This is a genomic window from Dactylosporangium sp. NPDC051541 (assembly GCF_044454505.1).
Lineage (GTDB): Bacteria > Actinomycetota > Actinomycetes > Mycobacteriales > Micromonosporaceae > Dactylosporangium.
Window position 1 is genome coordinate 39,722 of sequence record NZ_JBITDU010000022.1, and the last position, 16,640, is coordinate 56,361.

The following is a 16,640-nucleotide window of genomic DNA, read 5'->3' on the forward strand; positions in this document are numbered from 1 at the left end:
CGCACCTGCTAGTGCGACGGGACGGTCAGCGCGTCAGGGGCCGGGAGGGATCGGTTGCTGATCAAGCTCGGAGGCGGCGCATCGGTGGCGGCGGGCACCGGCGCGCCGTTCCATTCGACGAGGACGGCGGTGGCATCGTCCTGGAGTCGCTCGTGTTGGTGGGCGAGGATGGCGTGGACGAGCCGGCGCATGGTTTCTGCGGCGGGGAGCTGGTCGGCGAGGGCTTTGGTGACGAAGTCGGTGAGGCGTTCGACCCCGAAGAGGTCGCCGGCGTCGGTGCGGGCCTCGACGACACCGTCGGTGTAAAGCAGCAGCTGATCGCCGGGCTCGAGCGTGATCTCGGTGATGCCGGGGATTGGGTCGACGAGATTGCCCAGGCCGAGGGGCATGGCGGTCGGAGCCGGGAGTTCGGCGATGCACCGGCCGTTGCGCAGCAGTAGCTCGCCGGGGTGTCCGGCGCTGATTTTGCGGTAGGTGCCGTTCGGTGTGTCGAGTTCGGCGAGGACGGCGGTCACGAAGCTGCCGGGGTGCTGGGCGTTGACCCACTTGTCGATGGAACGGTAGGTATCGCTGAGGTCGAGGCCGCAGCGGCGGGCGTTGCGGTAGGCGCTGAGCGCCAGGGCGGTCAGCGAGCTGGCCTCGATGCCGTGGCCGACGGCGTCGAACAGGGCGACGTGGAGGGTGTCGCCGTTGGCTGCGTAGTCGAACGCGTCGCCGCCGACGTCGTAGGCAGGCTCGAGGATCGCGGCCACGGTGGCGCGGTCGGTTGCGAAGGTCAGTGGCGGCAGCTGGGTCCAGATGATCTCGGCGGCGAGTTGCATGGGCAGGCGGCGGCGGGTGCGCTCCAGGGCGTCGCCGTAGCCGTGCCGGGCAGCGAGGATCTGTCCGAGCAGGGTGGTCAAGGTCTGCAGGTTGGCTTGGACAGCAGGGTCGGCGGCCGCTGCAGCACTCAAGGTCACCGCGAAGACACCGACGCGTTCAGCGCCGTCCACGACAGGCAGCCACAACTGATCGCCACCCGTCTGGAGGTCCGCAATGCGGGTCGGGACGCCAGTGCTGTACGCGCGCCCGGCGACCGTGCCGTCGATCGGGATCGGGTCGGGTGCCGGCCGGTTCGCCGGGACCTGCGCCAGCAGGTCGACCTGGCTGTAGTCGACGAGGTACAGGGTGGTGGCGGTAGCGCCGAGGCTGATCGCCGCGTCCTCGGCGATGCCTGGCAGGTCTTCCGGCTTGGCGTGGTGCAGTCGCCCGGCGAGGGTGTTCAGGGCGCTCATGCCTGCCGTGTCCATCGTGCCTCTCGTGTCGTGGCGCGGGTTCGGAGCCGGCCCGGGGTGTGCCAGCGTCCCATAGTGCGCACGCCGCTCGGTAAACCCCAACTGCGGCGGAGCGGACTTGCGCACATGATGCGCGGCGCAAGGCGAACGACGAGGTATTCCGCCCGAACAGCCGCCTGCGGCATCACCCGTTCGGCGGCTGTCGTGGACCGGTGTGCTCGCTGTCGATCATGGCACGGTGACGCTCAGGTCCAAGGCGGTATAGCCTCATCGTGGGCCCTGGGCCCGACGCTGGGCCGTGAGGGCGGCGGGCCCGCCGCATCGCTGCCGGCCGGGTTCCGCGGGGGCTGGTCGACCGGCCCGATCCGGACCTTCCGCAGCAGCTGACGCCGCGCCGGGCTGCCTCGGCCGGGAACGGATCGGGCTCAGCCGCGCCGCGGTGTATGTCTGGCTGCGCTGGTATGCCGTCGCGGTCGGCCTTACCGATGGGTGGGCGGCTCGAGCCGAGACGGACAGCTCACTGAGCGGCGGCACTGAAGATCGTCCGCGCACTGCCTGCGCCGTTTGTGGTAGGCGCGGGCGACTTGCCCGGGCATAGGGATCGGAGCATGCGGCCGAGCGGGTCCGGCGGGCCGCGGCCGCGCTCGGCTACCGCACCACGAGTGGCGACGGCACCCTCAAGTGGTATCCGTTCTAACTCGGCGACCCGGCTGTTCGGTCAGGCCGGCGGTAGTGTCTCGACGGCATAGGTGCCTTTACCGTGCACGGTGAAGACAAGCCCGCGCTCGCGGAGCAGCTCAACGGCTTTGCGGCTGGTGCCGCGGGCAACGCCGTACTGCTGCTGCAGCGTCGTCTCGGAAGGGATAGGCCGGTTGGCCGGTATCGTGCCGTCCCGGATCAAGCCCTCGATGAGATCGGCGAGCTGCACATAGAGCGGTGTAGGGCCGTCGGGATCGACCATGACCAGGAAACTATTCGTCGCCACCCGTCTTTAATCGCCACGGGGCGAGTATGGACGAGTAGGAACGAGTTGCGTTATCGTAGGCGGGGGAGCGGCGGCGGAGTCCGACCTGCTTGTGCGTGCCTCTACCGCTGACAGGGGGAACGATGACCGCTGAGACGCATCCGGGCTGGTGCTCGAGAAACGCGTGCACTGCCTACTTGGAAGACATGGAGCCGGTGCACCGGTCGGAGCCAGTGGTGATCGCGAGCGGTGATGGAGCCACGGCCCTGTACCTGTACCGCACGGCCGATCCGGACGGCACGGGCGAATTCGTGACCGTCGCCAAGCTCGAGGCGCCCCCGCAGGAAGTCTGGTACCTCACCGAGCCGATCGGTGGCCGCGAAATTCTCATCCCACATGCGTCGGCAGATGCCGCGCGAAATGCGCTGGCAGCCTTGGCCTGATGCTCCCGCATCCTGTCGGCCGACAGGATGACGGGAACGCGGCTGCGAAAGTCGAAACTTGACCTGCTTCCTAGACGGTCTCAGCGGCCGCGGAAAGCGAGGCCAGACGGCTGTGCCGGTCAGTTGCTTGGCGAGACATTCTCGGACGGAGCGGTGACAACGGCATCTGCCACCCAGGTGGCTCGAGCCGGGGACGGACAGCTGTTGGGCAGCACTAAATTAAGATCGTCCGCGCGCTGGCCTGCGTCGTCCTTGGTAGGCGCGGGCGGCTTGCCCGGGCATAGAGTTCGAAGCATGCGGCCGCCGACGATTTACGACGTGGCGAAGGCGGCCGGTGTCGCCTCCTCGACCGTGTCCCGGACGTTCTCGCGCCCGGGTCGGGTGAACGCGGCCACGGCCGAGCGGGTCCGGCAAGCCGCGGCCGCGCTCGGCTACCGCAGCAGTTCGCTGGCCGGTGTCGCGCCGGTCGGGGCGTCGCTGATGATTGCCGTGATGGTCTCCGACATCGGCAACCCGTTCTACAACGAGATCATCCTGGGTGCCCAGATTGCGGCGGCGGAGGCGGGCTACACGGTGCTGATCGCCGACGCCCAGGAGTCCGGTGCGCTTGAGCGGCGGACGCTGGAGCGGGCGTTGCCGAGCCTTGCGGGAATCGTGCTGGCCACGTCCCGGATGCCGGACTCGGCGATCCGGGTGATGGCCAAGCAGCGGCCGGTCGTCGTGTTGAATCGGGCCGTCGCCGACGTGCCGTCCGTGATCACCGACAATCGGCACGGGATCCGGCAAGCCGTGGAGCACCTGGCCGGGCTGGGGCACCGGCGGGTGACGTATGCGGCCGGGCCGGAGGCGTCGTGGGCCGACGGCATCCGCTGGCGGTCGCTGCGCGAGGCGGCGGCCGAGCTCGGCGTGCGCGCCCGGCGGATCGGGCCGTTCTCGCCGACCGTCGCCGGTGGCGCCGGCGCGGCCGCCGAATTAAGAAACCGGCCGGTCGGGGCCGTCGTGGCGTACAACGACCTCATCGCGATCGGGATCATCCGGGGCCTCGCGGGCGCCGGTGTCCGCCTCCCGGCTGAGCTCAGTGTCGTGGGCTTCGACAACATCTTCGCCGCGGACCTGGTCACGCCCGGCCTGACCACCGTGGCGGCGCCGCTGCGGGCGATGGGTGCGACGGCGGTGCAGCACCTGCTGGCGATCGTGCGGGGCACCCGCTCGCCGGTCCTCGAACCGGTCAGCCTGCCGTGCCGGCTGGTGGTCCGCGGCTCCACCGCCGCGGCAACTTATGGCAACAGATAGCTAACCTGCCAGTCCGTCGCCCACCCTTGCATCCACGAAGAACCCATCGGAGGCCTTCGATACGGAACATCTGGAGCGCACCGCATGCGAATCGCCGTCAGACGGTGGGTCGCCGCCGCGACCCTCGTCATCACCGCCCTGGCCGGGGCGGTGCTGAGCTCGGCCGCGCCGGCCTCGGCCGCCACCTACACCCCGCCGGCGGCCCGCCAGCGCGTCGACCTCAACGCGGGCTGGAAGTTCGTCAAACGCGACGTCGCCGGGGCCGAGGCGCCCGGCTTCGACGACTCCGCCTGGTCGTCGGTCACCGTCCCGCACACCTGGAACGCCGCCGATGCCGGCGACGGGGGCGGCGACTACTACCGCGGCACCGGGTGGTACCGCCGCCACTACACGGTGCCCGCCGCGCTCGCCGGCAAGATGCTCTTCCTGCAGTTCGCCGGGGCCGACCAGGTCGCCGACGTGTGGGTCAACGGCACGTACCTCGGCGTGCACCGAGGCGGCTACTCCCGCTTCCGGTTCGACGCCACGTCCGCGCTCGGCGTCGGCCGCGACAACGTCATCGCCGTGCGGGTCAGCAACGCCGCGAACCCCGACATCCCGCCGCTGCAGGCGGACTACAGCTTCCAGGGTGGCATCTACCGCAACGTGAGCCTGTGGGCCGTCGATCCGCTGAACATCCGGATGCTCGACAATGCCGGTCCGGGCGTCTATGTGCGCCAACGGAGCATTGGCAGTACCACCGCTGCTGTTGAAGTCACGACGAAGTTCTGGAACAACGTCTCCGCCTCCCGTTCGGTCCGGGTCCGCACCGTCGTCACCGACGCCGGCGGTGTCGTGGTCGCCGACCAGAGCGCCGCGGCGCAGACCTTCGCGGCGGCCACGGGCGGCATCACCGTGCAGAACGTCACGATCCCCGCTCCGCACCGGTGGAACGGCACCGCCGACCCCTATCTGTACCGGGTGAACGTCGAGCTCATCGACGCCGCCACGGGCCGGGTCGCCGACGTGGTGACCGAGCCGCTCGGCCTGCGCACGTACGCCGTCGACGCCGCGACCGGCTTCTCCCTCAACGGCTCGCACCTGGCGCTGCACGGCGTCAACCTGCACCAGGACCGGGCCGGCAAGGGCTGGGCTATCAACGACGCCGACCACACCGAGGACCTGACCCTGATCCGGGACATGGGCGCCAACGCGGTCCGCATGGCGCACTACCAGCACGACCAGAAGGACTACGACCTCGCCGACCAGATGGGCCTCGTGGTCTGGGCCGAGATCCCGGTCGTGGACGCCAACACCGCCTCGGCCGCGTTCGTCGCCAACGCCGAGCAGCAGCTGCGCGAGCTGATCCGGCAGAACTACAACCACCCGTCGATCGTGTTCTGGGGCATCGGCAACGAGCAGCGCACCGACAACGCCGCGACCAACTCACTGCTCGACCGGCTCGCCGGCCTGGCCGACACCGAGGACCCGGACCGGATCTCCACGTACGCGAGCTGCTGCGTCGCCGACGGCAGTGCGGTCGCCGGGCACGCCGAGACCACCGGCTACAACAAGTACTTCGGGTGGTACGACGGCACGACGAGCAACCTCGGCGGCTGGGCCGACGCCCGCCACGCGGCGAACCCGGCCCAGAGGATCGCGCTGTCGGAGTACGGCGCCGGGGCCAACGTCACCCAGCACGAGCTCAACCCGGCGAAGCCGCAGACCGACGGCCAGTGGCATCCGGAGGAGTACCAGTCGCTGCTGCACGAGGCCTCCTGGAAGCAGCTCGCGTCGCGACCGTACATCTGGGGCACGTTCGTGTGGAACATGTTCGACTTCGCCTCCGACGGGCGCAACGAGGGCGCCCAGCCGGGGATCAACGACAAGGGACTGGTCACCCGCGACCGCCTCATCCGCAAGGACGCCTACTACTGGTACAAGGCGAACTGGGCGAGCACGCCGACGCTCTACATCACGAGCCGGCGGTGGACGCGGCGCACTTCTGCAGAGACCGAAATCAAGGTGTACTCCAATGCGTCGACGGTCACCGCGACGCTGAACGGTGTTGTTCTGGGAAGCCGGTCCAGCACCGACCGGATCTTCACCTGGACCGGCGTGACCCTGGGCCCGGGCGACAACATCGTCACCGTGTTTGTGAATGGCACCGCGCAGACCGACACCGTCACCTGGAGGCTCGGATGAACCGCAGGGCACTCCTGGCGGCCGGGTCCGCGCTCGGGCTCGCGGCCGTCCCCGGCATGGCGCTGGCCGCCCCGTCCAGCGCATTGCCGACGCGGGCGCAGGTGCTCGCCGTCATGCAGCGGGTGAACGACTACTGGATCGCCGCCAACACCAACCCCGGCAACAACCAGTGGGCCCGGGCCACCTACTTCTCCGGGAACATGGCCCATTACCGGGCCTCGGGGACGCGCAAGTACCTCGACTACGCGGTGGCCTGGGCCGAGCAGAGCGCCTACGGCCTCAACGGTGGCAACGCGACCCGGATCGCCGACAACCACTGCGCCGGCCAGACCTACCTCGACCTGTACGAACTGCTGGGCGGCGCGAACAAGATCGCCGCGATCGAGGACAGCCTGCGCCGGATGGTGAGCTCGACCGCCCGCGACGACTGGTGGTGGGTCGACGCCCTGCACATGGCGATGCCGCCGTTCGCCCGGCTCGGCGCGCTGCGCAACGACACCGGCTTCTGGCTGACGATGTACCAGCTGTACCACTCCACCAAGCGGCTCCAGCCCGACCAGCAGGGCCGGGTGACCGGCCTGGCCTCCGAGGCGACGGCGCTGTGGTACCGCGACAGCGCCTACACCGTCGACGGCTCGGCCCAGGCGAGCCCGTCGGGCAAGCCGGTCCTCTGGTCGCGGGGCAACGGCTGGGCCATCGCCGCGCACGCGAAGGTGCTGAAGGTGATCCCGCTTTCGAACAAGCGCGGGCCGGAGTACGCGAACACGCTGCGCTCCATGGCCGCGGCCCTGGCCCCGCTGCAACGCACCGACGGCTTCTGGAACGTGAACCTCGCCGACCCCGACCACTTCGGCGGCCCGGAGACCAGCGGCACCGCGTTCTTCGCGTTCGGCATCGCCTACGGCATCGGCGCCGGCCTGCTCGACCGGGCGACGTACCTGCCGATCCTGGCCCGGGCCTGGAACGGCATGGTCACGACCGCGGTGCGGGCCGACGGCTTCCTGGGCTACTGCCAGGACGTCGGGGCCGCACCGGCCGCGGTCGACCCGGGCCGGACCGCCGACTACGCAGTGGGCGCGTTCCTCATGGCCGGAGCCGAGGTCGCCACACTCACCTCCTGACGCCGCGCTCGCCCATCCTTTCGTTGCGCGGGTGGCCCAGTGCCCGCCCGCAGGCGGCGCTGGTACTTCGTCGTGCCCGGTCTGAGCTGGGGTGTTAAGTCGTGTGAACTGTTGTGAACGCGGTGTGGAACGGCCATCCGTACGGTCGGTCGGAGGTGTTGGTCCGACGACGGAGGCCCGCTGATGATCGAGACGAGAGCACGCTCGAGGCGACGTGTTGGGCTTGGGCGGCAGCGTTCGGCGCTGGTGCGGGCGCGCCGCCGACAACGGCGCCGGCCCGTGCGAGCCGTGCTCGTCGCGGTTCTGGCGGTGACCGCGCTGGCCGGTGCGCCGGTGGCGCTGTGGCGGGTGCAGGGGGTGGTACTGGCAGACGTCGACTGGGCTGAGGCGGTTGCCGACGGCAATGTGGTCCTGTTGGTGGCCGCGGTCCTGGGCGGGTTGTGGATCACCTGGTTGTGGCTCGTCGCCGCGGTCGTTCATGACGTACTGGCAGCGGTGCGCCGGGCTGCTGTCGTGCCGAAGCTGCCGGCGCCGCTGGCCGGCTTGGTCAGTAGTATCGCCGGCGCCGTGGCACTCCTTGTGCAACCTGCGGCCGCGGGTGCTGCCGCACCGGCTGTGCCCGCGGCTGCCGCCGTTGCGGTCGACCTGCCGAGTGGGCAGGTCTCGCAGGTGACGCGGGTGGTCCTGCCTGCGGTCGATATGGCCCAGACCGACCGGACGTATACGGTGCGCCGCGGTGACACGTTGTCCCGGATCGCTGGTGAGCAGCTCGGCGACCGAGACGCCTGGCCGGCGATCTTCGAGATCAACAAAGGTCGCCATTTCCCGGGTGTCGGGGGGACGCTGACCAACCCGAACCGGATCTTCCCGGGCTGGCAGCTGCATCTGCCGCCTCCATCTGCGCAGGCGCAGCCGCCGGCAGCCGGTCCGGCACAGGAGGACGACAGCGTGGCCGACGATCCAGCGCCGCCCGCACCCTCCCCAACTATGCAGGCGCCCTCCGTCGCCCCACCATCGGCCGGGCCGTCCGCCACCGCTGCCGCGGAGACGCCAGCACCGACGTCCAGCACCCACGCACCCGCATCCGAGTCCCCGCTGTGGGCCGAGGCCGCTCTCGGCGCGGGGCTCCTCGCGCTCGGCGTCCTCGCATACCGGCTGCGGGCCCGCCGGGCCGCTCGGCCGAGGCCGCCGCGAGGAGAGGCGGCCGATGCGGCCCTGGCGGGGGAGGAGACCACCGATCCGGGTTGCGGCGCGTTGCTGCGGCATCCGCTGCTGTATCCGGCGGTCGTCGCGGGTGAGCCCGGCCGTCGCGCCGTCGCGGCGTTCGTCGCCGATGCCATCGCTGGTCATGCCGCCGGTGAGCCGGCCACCGCCCAGTTGATCGTGCCAGCACCAGTCTGGCAACGCGTCCGGCCGTCGAACGGCCATAGCCAGCCGATCCCGGGGATCACCGTCACCGCCGACCTGGCCGCCGCGCTGCGGCTGCTCGAGGAGCTCCTCCTGCACCGGGCCCGGCTGGTCGAGCAGTACGACACCGACCACTGCTGCGGCGCCCACCATCCGGACCCCGACACCGATGAGCAGCTACGCCCGATCGTCCTCATCGCCGAACTGGCCCCGGACCTCGACACGACCGTGACGGCATCGCTCGATCTCGCCGGACACCTGGACCTCCACGGCATCCTGCTCGAACCGGCCCGCCGAACGCGCCCGTCAGGTGACGACGAAGCACCGGACCCGGAGCCGGTGGCCGACACCCAAACCACACCGGCGGTGCCGGTCCGGATCACGGTGCTGGGCCGCGTGACCGTCCATGATCAGACCGGCCACCCGGTCGGTGGTCTCCGCCAGCACGCCCGGGAACTCCTCGCCTACCTCGTCGCCCACCGCGGCGGCGCGGACCTGCCCGACATCCTTGAAGCGCTCTGGCCCGACGCCAGCTACGCCCGCGCCCAGCAACGGCTGCAGACCGATGTGAGCAATCTGCGCCGTGGCATCCGCACCGCCGCCGGCGACTCGCACATCCAGCCGGTCCTCAACCCCGGCGGCCGCTACCGGCTCGATCCAGATGTCGTCGACGTCGACGCCTGGAATCTCGCCGACGCGATCACCGCCAACACCGTCCAGCGTCACGGCGCGGACGACCCGGCACGGCTGGTACGTCTCCGCGCCGCTGTCGCCGTCCCGGCCGGCCGGTTCGCCGCGGACTTCACCAGCGACTGGATCGAACCGTCCCGCGAAGCACTGCGCCGGCAGGCGATCCGCGCCCGAACCCTCCTCGCCGTACACCCGGACACCGACCCACGCACGAGTGCCGACCTACTCGACCAGGCCGCGGACCTTGACCCGGCCAGTGACGAGCTCGCCCGCGAAGCGATCAAAGCCCTCACCGCTGTCGGCGACGACCCGCGTGTGCAGGCCCGCTGGCAGGTGCTGAGCGCAACGCTCGCCGAGATCGACGAAGAACCCGAACCGGAGACCCTCGCCCTGATCGGCACGGTCGCGGCGGTACCGGGGGAGGGAACGTGATCACCGCCCTCGAACCGGACCTGCTGCAGCAGCTCACGCCACCCCTGGTGCCACAGGCGGCCGCTGAGCTTGACACCGACCTGACCGCCGCCGTCCGTCGCACCCGACGGCTGCGGCTCGGCTTCTACCTCGCCGTGCTGATCGTCGCCCTGTACGGCAGCGCCACCGGCGCCGCGGCCGCGTTCCACCTGCCGTGGTGGATCGCCGTCGGCGCCGTCGGCTCCCTCGAGCTCGGCGGGGCCGTGTTCCTCGCCAACGCCGACACCCGCCGCCGCCTCGGCGAGTCCGCGAGCACATCCCGGCTGCTCGGCGCGGCCATCGCCGTCGCGGCCGCCGCGTTCAACGTCATGACGCACCCCGACCGGCTGCTCGGCGGGTTCTTCGCGCTGATGAGCATCCTCGGCTTCGTCACCTGGTGGCTCGACAGCGACAACCAGCGACGTGACCGGCTCCGCGCCCACGGACAGCTGCCCCCGCCTCCGCCCCGCTATGACCTGTTCGAGCATTGGCTGCACCGGCCCATCGTCACCATCCGAGCCCGCAGTATCGCCCGCGCCTACCCGCAACTCGGTGTCTACGGCTCCCTGCAGGCGGCCGCCGTGGTGATCAGTCGCGAACGCCGCAACCGGGCCCTCGCCACGGTGCTGCGCCGGCGGATTCGCCGGACGGCCGGCCGGCGGCTCGCCCGGATCGCTGTGCACACGATGGACATCGACGCCGTCGCGCAACGCCTTCGTGGCAGCGCCGACTACGACGGCTACACCGCAGCACTGACCGCCGAACTCGCCGTCGACCGCGTCCTCGGCCCAGCCGGGAGCAGCTCAGCCGCCGGCGGCACCAGACACCTGCGGAAACGATGGCCACGACGCGTCAAGTCGTCGCCGATGCAGCGGACGCCGGCCGTCGTCGATCCGGTACGCATCCGCGCCAGCGGCGAGGCTGCTGTCCTGGACGGCACCGGCCAGCCCGTCCCAGGGCTGCGAGCCAAGAGCATCGAGGTGATGGTGTACCTGGCCGGCCGCCCCGGTGGCGCGGAGCTCTCGGCGATCGTCGCGCACATCTGGCCTGACGTTGATCCGGAGCGTGCGATCCAGCGGCTGTTCACATGCCTCAGCAACCTGCGCAGCGTCATCCGCGGCGTGCTTGCGACAGCCGACAACGTCGGATCGATTGACCCGCAGCGGCTTGAGCCGGTCGTCAACAGCGGCGGCCACTACCGGCTCAACCCGGCGCTCGTCGCGGTCGACATCTGGCCGGAGCGCAACGTGGACCCGGCGGTACCGCCGCCAACATGATCGGGCGACCGAGGGACTACTGGTGGAACCCGTCAAACCGTATTGACCTGGTCGCGGGGCGTCCAAGAGCGGCCTGCACCGTGGTGGGTGGAGGGAGAGGACCGGGATTTCACCGCGAGCGTGGTCATCCGGCCGGGTAACCGCTCCCGCGTTGAGCGGACTCTGTGGTGCAATCGGATGTGCCTATCGGCAAGCGCCAGACGGATCCGCGGGTCGTCGCCTCTGGGCCGGCGTCCGTGGCGATCGGCGGCAACAACGAAGCGCCGGTCACCATCAACCAACCGCCAGAGATTTCGTGGCCGGTCTGCGTCGGTATTCTTCCCAGGCGCGCGGCGTCCTTCCAGGAGCGCGTGGTGTCCGCCTCGACGAACACGACAGTGCTGTGCGGCCTCAGCGGGGTCGGCAAGACGCAGCTCGCTGCTGCCCTGGCAACGCGGGCAATGGCCGAAGGCGAGCTTGACCTGCTGGTGTGGATCACAGTGCCCTCTCGCGCCGCGTTGCTCGCCGGCTACGCCAACGCCGCAGCCGCGATCGCACTGCCGACGTGCGAGCCGGAAGACGCCGCAGCACAGTTTCACGGATGGCTCGCCGGCACATCGCGGCGATGGATGATCGTCCTCGACGATGTCGTCGCCGCCGGCCATCTGCAGGGTCTGTGGCCGCCGACTCACCCGACCGGCCGAATCGTCGTCACCACCCAGCTGCAGAACGCAGCGCTGACTCGGCCGGGCGGCGACAGCATCGTCATTCCGCCGTTCACCCATGACGAAGCCGGCCGGTACCTGCACCACTGCTTGGCCGGCGACAAGCAACTCGCCGACGACGTGGCCGGGGTGGCACGCGATCTTGGCGGACTGCCGCTGGCACTGTCTCAGGCGGCCGCGTTCATGATCGACGAACAGGTCACCTGCACGGAGTACCGGCGGCGCTTCGCCGAGCGTCGAACACCGCTCGAAGCGCTGGTACCGGAGCCAGAGAGTCTCCCCGACGACTACAGCCGCACGATCCCCGCCACCATGTCGCTGGCCATCGACGCGGCCGACCGGACCCGCCCCCATCTCGCCCGAGCGGTTCTCGCCGTAGCTGCCACGCTGGGGACCACGATCCCGGCGGCGCTCTTCGAAACCACCGCAGTCGTCGACCGGATCACCGAGGCCGGCGACCCCGCACTCGTCCGATCGGCACTGCGATCCCTGCACCGCCTCAGCCTGCTCAGCGCCGACACCGACTCCGTGGCGATCCACGTCCTGGTCCAGCGAGCCGTGCGAGACGAACTCGAGTCCGAACAGTTCACGGCGGCCGTCCGGACAGCCGCCGACGCGCTGGAGGCGATCTGGCCCGACGTCGAACGCGACGCCGAATACAGCCAAGTGCTCCGCGCCAACGCGACGGCACTGTTCCAGGTCGGCCGGGAGGTCCTCCTGCAACCTGCCGCTCACCAGGTCCTGCTGCGCACATCGCAGAGCTACGGTGATGCGGACATGTTCTCCCAGGCGATCGACGACCTGGAGACGCTGCTGGCCGCGCTGCAGCGATCGCAGGCCCCGGACACCGACGACACGTTGACCGTCCGCCACGAAATCGCCAAATGGCGCGGACAAGCCGGTGACGCCCGCGGCGCTGCGGAAGCCTTCGCCGGCATCGTCGATGATCGGTTACGGGTGTCTGGCCCGGAGCACCGCAAGACGCTCAGCGCACGGCTCGAAGCGGCCCTGTGGCTCATGTACGCCGGCGAACCGGCGGCCTCCTCCGACGCCCTCCGAGCACTCGTAGCGGACTGCATCCGGATACTCGGTCCAGACGATCGGACCACCTTGATAGCCCGATCGAACTTCGTTCGATCGATAGGGGCAGCCGGCGATCCCGCGGCCGCCCGCGATGCCCTGGCCGACCTGCTGCCGGACCTCACCAACGCGCTCGGACCCGACCACATCGACACGCTGACCGGCCGTCATGACCTGGCGATGTGGCGCGGTGAAGCCGGCGATCCCGCAGCGGCCGCCGCCGACCTCACGAAACTGGTCGGCGAGCTCCCCGACCTGCTCAGACCCGACCACCCGCATACTCTGCTCGCCCGCGCGCAACTCGCCAGATGGCGTGCCGAGACAGGCGATATCACCGCCCTGGAGGAGCGGGTCGCCGAAGCCGAGCGGGTGCTGGGACCGCATCACCCGGACACCTTTGCCGCTCGTGGCACTCTGGCCTTCTTCCAGGGACAAGCCGGGGACGTCGCCGGTGCGGCCGCGGCATTCGGACAGCTCCTCGTCGACATGAACGCGGTCATGAGCCCGGGCAATTTGAATGTACTGACAACAAGGCTGAATCACACCAGATGGTGTGGCGAGGCGGGGCAGCCCGTGCAGGACGACTTCCGCTCATTGATCGTCGAACTTCGCCAGACGCTCGGCGATGAGCACCCGCTCACGGTGAAGGCGCAGGGCTACCTGGCCCGTCTCCAGAGCCGGTAACCTCTGTGCGGATCGAGTTCGCATTGCTTTCGCCGACTGCGACGGACCCAACACCGGACGCCGTCACTCCGCTGTCGGCGGCGGGTCCGGGCTCGGCCGGCCCCGCGACACTGGTACTGACACGACCGAAATTGCTTTTCCCGATACTGACAGAGCCCGTCCCGCTTGCCGTAACCGACCGCGACTGCGGCTCAGGCTTCGGCAGCAGGTACGGCGCAACCAAGGCCGCAAGGGCCAGGACTGCCGATATGCCGCTCCCCAGCTTGTCTGCTCGATCGACGCCAACCGCGACCAGATACACGGCAAGCCCAGCGACCAGCACGATGCACAAAGCCCGTCCGACCCAGATCAACCGACGCGTACGCCGCAGCATGCAGTCAGTCTATGAGCAACTACCCACACCCAGTGACCGTGTTCGCGCAGCGGAGGGTGGGAATCATCAGCCTGAGCGTAGGGACAGGGCGGTGGGCGTGAGCGGTCTGGAGACGCCGCTGCGGTGCCGGGCGCAGGAGCCGGCCCCCGGCGCCGCCGTGCGGACCGTGGGCCGGTTCGAGGTCCTGGTGGACGGCGCCGCGGTCCCGACCCCGGAGTGGCGCTCCCGCAAGGCCCGCGACCTGCTGCGGATCCTGATCAGCCGGCGGGGCCGCGCGGTACCCCGGGAGCGGCTCACCGACCTGCTGTGGGGCGACGAGGAGGAGCCGGCCCGGCTGGCCCACTGGCTGTCGGTGGCCCTCTCGACCGTCCGCGCTGTGCTCGACCCCCGGCGTCTCGCCCCGGCCGACCACTTCGTCCTGGCCGACCAGGCCAGCCTGGCCCTGGACGTCACCCACCTCACGGTCGACCTGGAGACGTTCCTGACCGGCGCCGCGTACGGGCTGCGGCTGCGCGAGCACGGCGACCCAGAGGCGGCCCGCACGGTGCTGGCCACGACCGAGCAGCGCTACACCGGCGACTTCCTGGCCGACGAACCGTATGGCGACTGGGCCGGCCCGGCCCGGGAGGAGGCCCGGGCGGCGTACCTGCACGTCGTGCGCGAGCTGGCCGAGCTGGCGCGGCACGCGGGCCGGGTCGACGAGGCCGCCCGGTACCTGCTGCGGCTGCTGCACCACGACGCGTATGACGAGCGGGCCCATCTGGACCTGGTGCGGTTGCTGAGCGCCGCGGGCCGGCACGGCGAGGCCCGCCGAGCCCAGGGAACTGCGCCTAGGGGAACGCGTCTGCCAGGCCAACGGTTTCGCCGTCGCGGAAGAGCCCGCCGGTTGGGCTGTCGCGGGAGGGGTCGCGGCCCAGACGGCGCCGGTGGCGCTGTCGGTGACCGGGCGGCGGCCCAAGGCCTCGGCGCCGGGCCAGATCGCGGTAAGGCCGGGGTAGACGGCGTTGACGGGATGCCGGTGCCGGCCAGTTCGGCGGTGACGGTGGCGGTCAGTGCGTTCGAGGCGGCCTTGCTGATGCCGTAGGAGGCGGCCGCGCCGTGCCGGGCGGTGAGCCCGAAGGCGGTGTCGCCCGGGCCGCAGCCCAGATCTTCTTGCCACTGCACTGCTGCGGTGCACCATCAAGTGATCAGCGCTCATCGGCCATCCCGATGTCGGCGGCTTCACCGCGGCTGACACCGGGAGGTCCGCGCCGGCGCGGACGGCGCGTGAGGCCTATGTGTCAGTGCGGCGCTGCCGGTTCTGCGGTTTGGCCGGATTGTTAGCCTTCTGCTCGCGGGCCGCGTTGACGTGGCGGGCCTTCGCGGTGACCGCGTGCCTGCGGCGGGGCAGCCCCCGGATGCGCACACCGTCGTAGGTGACGAAGAACGAGAACGCGGCGATGAGTACGAGTGGGGCGCCGATCGTGCCCAGGAGCAGCAGCCAGCCCGGTGGGCCCTGCAGGCTCGAGGGGACGGACTCGTCGCGGACGGGGGCGTTGATGAAATACACCACCGTCGAAACGAAACCGATGCCACGACGTACGCACCCCGCTCACCACCGTGGTCACGTTCGGCGAAGTGCTCCTCGACGACTGGGACACCGTCGACGAACCGGACCGGCAGCAATACGTTCGGCGGATGACCGCAGCCGGACACCGAGCCGCCGGCCTGGTCACCGAGGTCCTCACCCTCGCCCAGCTGGACGCCGGTGCGTTGGTCGCCCGGCCGATCCGCCTCGACCTCGCGCACGCCGTGCGCCAGGCGGCCACCGCGCACACCAGCGTCGGCGGCGAACGGATCACGGTCATCTGTAGCTGGTCATCGGCAACCTGCTCGGCAACGCCACCAAGTACGGCGCCCCGCCCATCGAGATCGTTGTGGTCAACGGCGAGGACGAGATCCGGGTCGAGGTGTGCGATGGCGGGGAAGGCCTCCCGGAATCGTTCGTGCCGCACCTGTTCGACCGGTTCGCCCGCGCCGTAACCGGTGTCGCCACCACCAAACCCGGCACCGGCCTCGGCCTCTACCTCGTCGCCCGCCTCGCCGGAGCCGGCGGCCTGCGTATCGCTTACACCCCGAACCGGCCCCGCGGTTCCCGGTTCGTTGTCCACGTCCTTCGGGATGCCTCCCGCGGCATGGCCGCCCGCGCTGCCGGCATCACGCCGCAGCCAGCAATTCGTTAAGCACCCACCATCGGACCCGGCTCGGCGACAACGCTGGTACCGCGCGGTACAACCGACCGGTCGGGCCCGGGACCGCGGAACCCTCGGCGCCGATCGATCTTGATCGGCGCGAGTAGACCATGGTGTGGCCTCCCGGCGTGTGCATCCACGACGGTTGGGGTATCGAGGCTTACCGTAGGCATCGGCGCATGGGGAGGACGGCAATATGGCCGGCTCGGAATTGCAGACTGCGGCCCGTAAGCGATGGGCCTTCGCCGCGTTCGTCGTTGCGGAAGTGCTGGTCATCGCGTACCTCATCGTCGGGGCTTTCCAGGCTGACGACGAATGGCGGCCGTGGTACGTCCTCGCAGCGGCCGGGCTGGCGTTGATACTCTTCGGCCTCATCTGGTCCAGGTACCGCACGCACCTCTCAGGCCACTGACGCTCCGGCGCGGGTGGAACTCGCCAGTGTACGCGGCCGGCATCGGTGACCGG

Annotated in this window: 13 protein-coding genes and 1 pseudogene; 11 read left to right on the forward strand and 3 right to left on the reverse strand. The window is 70.4% G+C overall.

Going from position 1 to position 16,640, the window contains the following annotated elements; translation table 11 throughout:
• Positions 1-8 precede the first annotated feature (8 nt).
• Entirely contained in the window at positions 9-1,274 is a 1,266-nt protein-coding gene (locus ACIA8L_RS50260) for a PP2C family protein-serine/threonine phosphatase (RefSeq protein WP_395916451.1), read from the reverse strand.
• Positions 1,275-1,992: 718 nt separating this feature from the next.
• The gene (locus ACIA8L_RS50265) at positions 1,993-2,235 is read right to left on the reverse strand and encodes a GntR family transcriptional regulator (RefSeq protein WP_395916452.1); all 243 of its coding nucleotides are present in this window, start codon (positions 2,233-2,235) and stop codon (positions 1,993-1,995) included.
• Between the two features lie 200 nt (positions 2,236-2,435).
• Between ACIA8L_RS50265 and ACIA8L_RS50270 the strand changes: the two genes are divergently transcribed.
• From ACIA8L_RS50270 to ACIA8L_RS50305, 8 genes are all read left to right on the forward strand, one after another.
• The gene (locus ACIA8L_RS50270; RefSeq protein ID WP_395916454.1) at positions 2,436-2,681 is read left to right on the forward strand and encodes a hypothetical protein; all 246 of its coding nucleotides are present in this window, start codon (positions 2,436-2,438) and stop codon (positions 2,679-2,681) included.
• Between the two features lie 294 nt (positions 2,682-2,975).
• Complete coding sequence (locus ACIA8L_RS50275; protein ID WP_395916456.1) at positions 2,976-3,974, forward strand: LacI family DNA-binding transcriptional regulator; 999 nt, start codon at positions 2,976-2,978, stop codon at positions 3,972-3,974.
• Positions 3,975-4,058: 84 nt separating this feature from the next.
• Positions 4,059-6,158 carry a glycoside hydrolase family 2 protein gene (locus tag ACIA8L_RS50280; protein ID WP_395916458.1) on the forward strand — a complete coding sequence of 700 codons (2,100 nt, stop codon included), beginning with the start codon at positions 4,059-4,061 and terminating at the stop codon, positions 6,156-6,158.
• Entirely contained in the window at positions 6,155-7,279 is a 1,125-nt protein-coding gene (locus tag ACIA8L_RS50285) for a glycoside hydrolase family 88 protein (RefSeq protein ID WP_395916460.1), read from the forward strand. Before ACIA8L_RS50280 ends, ACIA8L_RS50285 begins: the two co-directional genes overlap by 4 nt.
• Positions 7,280-7,567: 288 nt before the next feature.
• Positions 7,568-9,808 carry a LysM peptidoglycan-binding domain-containing protein gene (locus ACIA8L_RS50290; protein ID WP_395916462.1) on the forward strand — a complete coding sequence of 747 codons (2,241 nt, stop codon included), beginning with the start codon at positions 7,568-7,570 and terminating at the stop codon, positions 9,806-9,808.
• A complete protein-coding gene (locus tag ACIA8L_RS50295; protein ID WP_395916464.1) occupies positions 9,805-11,103 on the forward strand; it encodes a hypothetical protein in 1,299 nt (432 codons plus the stop codon). The genes ACIA8L_RS50290 and ACIA8L_RS50295 overlap by 4 nt, the downstream gene beginning before the upstream one ends.
• Before the next feature lie 167 nt (positions 11,104-11,270).
• Positions 11,271-13,571, forward strand: coding sequence for an NB-ARC domain-containing protein (locus ACIA8L_RS50300; protein WP_395916466.1), 2,301 nt, complete (start codon positions 11,271-11,273; stop codon positions 13,569-13,571).
• Positions 13,572-14,041: 470 nt separating this feature from the next.
• On the forward strand, positions 14,042-15,028 hold the full coding sequence (locus ACIA8L_RS50305; protein WP_395916468.1) for a BTAD domain-containing putative transcriptional regulator: 987 nt from the start codon (positions 14,042-14,044) through the stop codon (positions 15,026-15,028).
• Between the two features lie 189 nt (positions 15,029-15,217).
• Here ACIA8L_RS50305 and ACIA8L_RS50310 read toward each other — a convergent pair whose 3' ends face one another.
• On the reverse strand, positions 15,218-15,496 hold the full coding sequence (locus ACIA8L_RS50310) for a hypothetical protein (RefSeq protein WP_395916469.1): 279 nt from the start codon (positions 15,494-15,496) through the stop codon (positions 15,218-15,220).
• Positions 15,497-15,525: 29 nt separating this feature from the next.
• Between ACIA8L_RS50310 and ACIA8L_RS50315 the strand changes: the two are divergent.
• The 3 genes and pseudogenes from ACIA8L_RS50315 to ACIA8L_RS50325 form a co-directional block, all read left to right on the forward strand.
• Positions 15,526-15,681 (forward strand): annotated as a pseudogene (locus tag ACIA8L_RS50315) (histidine kinase dimerization/phospho-acceptor domain-containing protein); the annotation flags it as partial.
• Between the two features lie 131 nt (positions 15,682-15,812).
• The gene (locus ACIA8L_RS50320; RefSeq protein WP_395916639.1) at positions 15,813-16,166 is read left to right on the forward strand and encodes a sensor histidine kinase; all 354 of its coding nucleotides are present in this window, start codon (positions 15,813-15,815) and stop codon (positions 16,164-16,166) included.
• Positions 16,167-16,371: 205 nt separating this feature from the next.
• The gene (locus tag ACIA8L_RS50325) at positions 16,372-16,587 is read left to right on the forward strand and encodes a hypothetical protein (RefSeq protein WP_395916471.1); all 216 of its coding nucleotides are present in this window, start codon (positions 16,372-16,374) and stop codon (positions 16,585-16,587) included.
• Positions 16,588-16,640: the final 53 nt, after the last annotated feature.

What these genes read in the sequence shown, in the direction of transcription:
- ACIA8L_RS50260 (WP_395916451.1), bottom strand. Translation starts at nt 1,274, where the DNA reads ATGAGCGCCCTGAACACCCTCGCCGGGCGACTGCACCACGCCAAGCCG.
- ACIA8L_RS50265 (WP_395916452.1), bottom strand. Translation starts at nt 2,235, where the DNA reads ATGGTCGATCCCGACGGCCCTACACCGCTCTATGTGCAGCTCGCCGAT.
- ACIA8L_RS50275 (WP_395916456.1), top strand. Translation starts at nt 2,976, where the DNA reads ATGCGGCCGCCGACGATTTACGACGTGGCGAAGGCGGCCGGTGTCGCC.
- ACIA8L_RS50280 (WP_395916458.1), top strand. Translation starts at nt 4,059, where the DNA reads ATGCGAATCGCCGTCAGACGGTGGGTCGCCGCCGCGACCCTCGTCATC.
- ACIA8L_RS50285 (WP_395916460.1), top strand. Translation starts at nt 6,155, where the DNA reads ATGAACCGCAGGGCACTCCTGGCGGCCGGGTCCGCGCTCGGGCTCGCG.
- ACIA8L_RS50325 (WP_395916471.1), top strand. Translation starts at nt 16,372, where the DNA reads ATGGCCGGCTCGGAATTGCAGACTGCGGCCCGTAAGCGATGGGCCTTC.